At 37.2% G+C, this 4,464-nt stretch carries 5 protein-coding genes and 1 pseudogene; all 6 read right to left on the bottom strand.

The features are described 5' to 3' along the window. On the bottom strand, positions 1 to 285 hold a 285-nt coding region (locus tag H5072_RS12475; protein WP_182693703.1), incomplete at its 3' end, for an ATP-binding cassette domain-containing protein. A gap of 13 nt (positions 286 to 298) precedes the next feature. Beyond that, the gene (locus H5072_RS21200; protein WP_259395939.1) at positions 299 to 535 is read right to left on the bottom strand and encodes a hypothetical protein; all 237 of its coding nucleotides are present in this window, start codon (positions 533 to 535) and stop codon (positions 299 to 301) included. Positions 536 to 597: 62 nt separating this feature from the next. After that, on the bottom strand, positions 598 to 1,536 hold the full coding sequence (locus tag H5072_RS12470) for an HlyD family secretion protein (protein WP_259395938.1): 939 nt from the start codon (positions 1,534 to 1,536) through the stop codon (positions 598 to 600). 405 nt (positions 1,537 to 1,941) lie between these two features. Next, positions 1,942 to 2,793 carry a DUF2971 domain-containing protein gene (locus H5072_RS12465; RefSeq protein ID WP_182693702.1) on the bottom strand — a complete coding sequence of 284 codons (852 nt, stop codon included), beginning with the start codon at positions 2,791 to 2,793 and terminating at the stop codon, positions 1,942 to 1,944. Between the two features lie 157 nt (positions 2,794 to 2,950). After that, the gene (dapD, locus tag H5072_RS12460) at positions 2,951 to 3,778 is read right to left on the bottom strand and encodes a 2,3,4,5-tetrahydropyridine-2,6-dicarboxylate N-succinyltransferase (protein ID WP_002958324.1); all 828 of its coding nucleotides are present in this window, start codon (positions 3,776 to 3,778) and stop codon (positions 2,951 to 2,953) included. 9 nt (positions 3,779 to 3,787) lie between these two features. Continuing rightward, positions 3,788 to 4,464, bottom strand: a pseudogene (locus tag H5072_RS12455) ([protein-PII] uridylyltransferase); the annotation flags it as partial.

Here is a 4,464-nt window from a genome sequence, read left to right as displayed (position 1 = left end):
ATTAAAGTTTTGAAATATAAAACCAAGTTCTCTGTTTTTAATGGCTGCAATAGAGTCGGGTGTTAAGTCTGCTGTGTTAGTGCCTAAAATAGTGTATTGCCCTTGGCTAGGTAAGTTTAGTAAACCTAAAATAGAAAGTAGGGTACTTTTACCACTGCCAGAAGTACCAGTTATTGCAATGTAGTCACCACTGTTTATTTTAAAACTTACAGCTTTGAGGGTATCAATTTTGGTATTAGGGTATTGATAAAAAATATTATTAAACTCTATTAACGGATAACTCATAACTGACACCTCATTAAAATACTTCTTTCAAATCAAGGTAACTTTGAGTGGCATAAGCTGCTGGTAGTAATAAAACATAGTTACCTTGTAGCGACTCATCAAAGCTTAAAGTGTCTTGCTCAGTCGTTTTGTAATTTATATGAGTAAGAATAGCTTTGCTGGAGGGCGTTATTTCATATACTTTCCACAGACTGTAGTTATCAAAATCATTCGGTTTTTTAATGTTTTGAGCTACTAAAGATTGCTCCAAATAAATATGAGCTTCTATTGCTTGGCTGCTTCTAAGCCATGATGGAGGGGAAGCGTCTAATACTAAAATACATTAATAGCGCCATTTCTTATTACCGTATCAATATAATCAACCTTAGCTGCAATTGTGCCACTGGGTGTAGCTATGTCTGCTTTTTGGCCAATTTTTAACTGAGTGGATGAATACTGAGGGACTTGTATTTTAGCCAGTAAGTTGTCGGTCTCTATTACCTCAAACAGCGATTGCCCTTGAGTAACCGCTTGACCTAATTTAGCTAAGTTTTGGCTTACGGTACCGTCAAAGTTTGCTGTGAGTGTTAGTTGCTCTTGACGCCTTTGTAAATAGCTAAGTTTGTTTTTTGAGATGTTTACTTTGTTATCAAGCGCAATTAATTGCTGATCAAATGCCTCTTTAAATAGACTAAGTTCACCATTTTTGGCATTAACTTCAAGTTCACTTTGCTTGTAAAGCATTTCGCTTTGCTTAAAGCGAATTGCAGAAATAATACCTTGTTCCATTAAGACTTTATTAGCATTTAATTCAAGCGCTTGCTGCTGCAATGCCATTTTAGCTTTTGATAAGTCGACTTTAATTTGCGAGAGCTTAATTGCTAAATTACTTTTATCAATAGCTACTTGGGATTCTAAATTAAGCTGCTCATAACTCGCATTATGTATATCTTGTTCCAATTCGTAGTTAGTTAGCTTTGCTAATACTTGGCCTTTTTTTATAGCTTGCCCTTCACGAATTGTAAGTGTGTTGATATTGCCTTTTAGCGGCGCAGACAAAAGCTCTCTTTGTGTAGGCTCTATTGTACCAATCCCTTTTAATACATTGGGTAATGATACTTGAGAGACTAATATTGGCTTTAAATAACGTTCAGGAATATCATTTGAGAAAAGTAGTATCTTAATTAAATAACCCAAAGCCAATAACAACAATAAAGCCGCAATAGCGATAGGGTATCTACTTTTTTGTTTAACGATTAAATACTCTTCCATTAGTACAACCTACTTGTGCTTTTGTTATTTTAAAATGTGGTAAACGCTGTTTTAGTTAGGATTTTTATTTTCCTTAAGTAAAGGGTGTAAGGGTAAGCTAGCTGAGTAATATTTTTTAGCTGGCAGTTAATGGTTTGATTTATCACCAACTCCGTTCCCAAAACACATTCAGTTATATCACCACTAAGTTAACTATGTAAATTTTATTTTAATGGAATTTAGTGGAAGAAAGGTTTGATTATCTTGTTTGTTGATGAAGCAGGGCAAGGTAATTACTACGTTGCTACATAAAAGCACTTTTTTTATAAGTGATCTTAGGTTTAGGGGGGTATTGCTAACAATGAGCAGTAGCTCGGGATTAATTTTATCGACGTAGGAAGGGTTGAGTGAAACGAAACCCAACGGTTATCTGAAAGTTGCCTTTGAACTTAAAACTTTAGGCTTATATGGGTTAGTATCAACTCCTAACTCGTAGAGTTTTTTATTAAAAAATAAATTGTCTAACATATCATTAAAGACGGGGTCATTAGCTGCAAATTTACAACACGGTCCAAGTATAATTGTGTCAATTATATTTATTCGAAAACTTACTTCAAGATAGCTTTTAATAAAGCCATTAGAGTTTATGAATTTCACATCTTGAGGTGGTGGCAGTTTTTCAATGAAAGAAACTAACCTTACTTCACCTTCGTCTATAAAAGCCTCATTTTTACCTGTTGTTATAAATGCGATAAAGTTATCAAGAAAGTTACTTCTAGCCTCAAATTTAAATTGATCACTATCAAAAGTTGAGGCTAATTTTAATAAGTTTTGTGCTTCTGTGTTTAATTCTCCTTGTTTGTAAACGCAATTCCCAGCAATGCGGTAAGTATTATTTAGACAGTGTCGTAATGCTGATAAAGTGATACTAAAACATATTCCTGTACCGTTATCTGCATATCCCCGCCACTGGCTTAAAGAATCTGGGTTTTTACTAAAGCTCATTATATGTATATAGTGATTTTCAATATGCTTTTTGAAAAACTTAATATTTTTAATGCCTTTATTAAACCCTTCATTTGAAATATTTAATTTTTTCATTAACTCAGGTTTTTGTTTTTCTAAATTTAAAAGAAGATTAATATTATGATCTATCTCTGTATAGTCATTCATTGCTCTTGCGTCGCCAAACCGAAAGGTTCTGCTATTCACAATAGAGATAAAAGCATCCAAAGATGTGTAGTGATAGACTAGCTCGTTACTTTCTTCAGTATCCATATGATCAACTCTCCATTTAATAATAGAAAACGTTCAGATAACAAAAAAAGCTCTAGACCCAAAGGGCTTAGAGCTTTTCTATATACAATTAAAGTTTAGCTAAAACACTTAACTTAAAAGTATCGTTGGGTTTCGTTTCCCTCAACCCAACCGACTGTTACTCATCAATTGAGCGTAGTAGGGCGTTGATGCCTACTTTTTCACGTGTTTGTTTGTCTACTTTTTTAACGATGATTGCAGCGTAAAGGCTGTGGGTGCCATCTTTTGACGGTAGTGCGCCTGGAACAACTACTGCCCCTGCTGGTACGCGGCCGTAGTGAATTTCGCCGGTTTCACGGTCGTAAATACGGGTGCTTTGGCTGATGTAAACGCCCATTGAAATTACTGCGCCTTCTTCAACAATTACGCCTTCAACAATTTCAGAACGTGCGCCAATAAAACAGTTGTCTTCGATGATAGTTGGGTTAGCCTGTAGAGGCTCTAAAACGCCGCCTATGCCTACGCCACCTGATAAATGTACGTTCTTACCTATTTGTGCACACGAGCCTACAGTTGCCCATGTATCAACCATGGTGCCGTCGTCAACGTATGCGCCAATATTTACGTACGATGGCATAAGTACGACGTTTTTACCTACAAAGCTGCCTTTGCGCGCTACAGCGTTTGGTACTACGCGCATACCACCTTGCTGAAATTGCTCTGGCGTGTAGTCGCTAAATTTAAGTGGTACTTTGTCGTAAAACTGGTTTACGCCGTCGTTCATTGGTTGGTTGTCGCGAATACGAAACGACAGTAAAACGGCTTTTTTAAGCCACTGGTGTACAACCCATTCACCTGATATTTTTTCAGCAACGCGTGCTGCGCCGCTATCAAGCAAATCAAGTGCATCAATAATGGCTTGTTTTACGTCGCTTGATACTGTGCTTGGGCTAATGCTATCGCGGTTGTCCCATGCGTTTTCGATCATCGTTTTTAAATCTGACATGTGTGTCCTCTATTCTGTTTCGGCGTTGAATTTTTTACGTAATGCCTGATGAATTTTTGCTTGCTCTTCATCAGTCAGCGCTTGGTATTCGTTATTAGATACAACAAAGAAATCCTCTGCACGTTCACCTACCGTTGTAATACGGGCAGCGTGAATGTGTAGTAAATGCGCTTGGAAAACTTCGGCTATTTTGGTTAGTAAACCTTGTATATCGACGGCTTGAATTTCTATTAAGCTACGGTCTTTGCGTGCATGTGGGCGCAACACAATTTTAGGTTTAATATTAAAATCTTTAAAGCGTTGAGAGCGGCTCTTTTTAAAGCGAATTTTTTTACGCGGATCGCTAAGTGCTTGCTCAAGCCCGCGTTTAATTGATTGCGCTCGACCACTTGCAATAGGGTCGCCACTTACTTCAAGTATTACAAAGCTAAACAGGACGTAACCGTCTTTTGTGGTCAGTACTTGCGCGTGTTGTATTTGTGCTTTTTTAGAGCCAATTACACTCACTAATCTCGCAAATAACGCACCAGAGTAGGGGCTGTATACAAATACTTGTGTACCCCCATGCATTGCTTTGTTAGATACAATAACACTGGGTTGGCTTAAATCGGTGCTAGTTAATAAATGCTCACTTTGCCACGATATTTGCTGTTCGCTAAAGGCGGTAAAGTAGTTGGCTTTAAAGC

This window comes from Pseudoalteromonas sp. SR45-5 (genome assembly GCF_014163565.1).
Classification (GTDB): Bacteria; Pseudomonadota; Gammaproteobacteria; order Enterobacterales; family Alteromonadaceae; genus Pseudoalteromonas; species Pseudoalteromonas distincta.
Note: the sequence above shows the minus strand (reverse complement) of the source record. Positions and strands in the feature narration are given on the sequence as shown.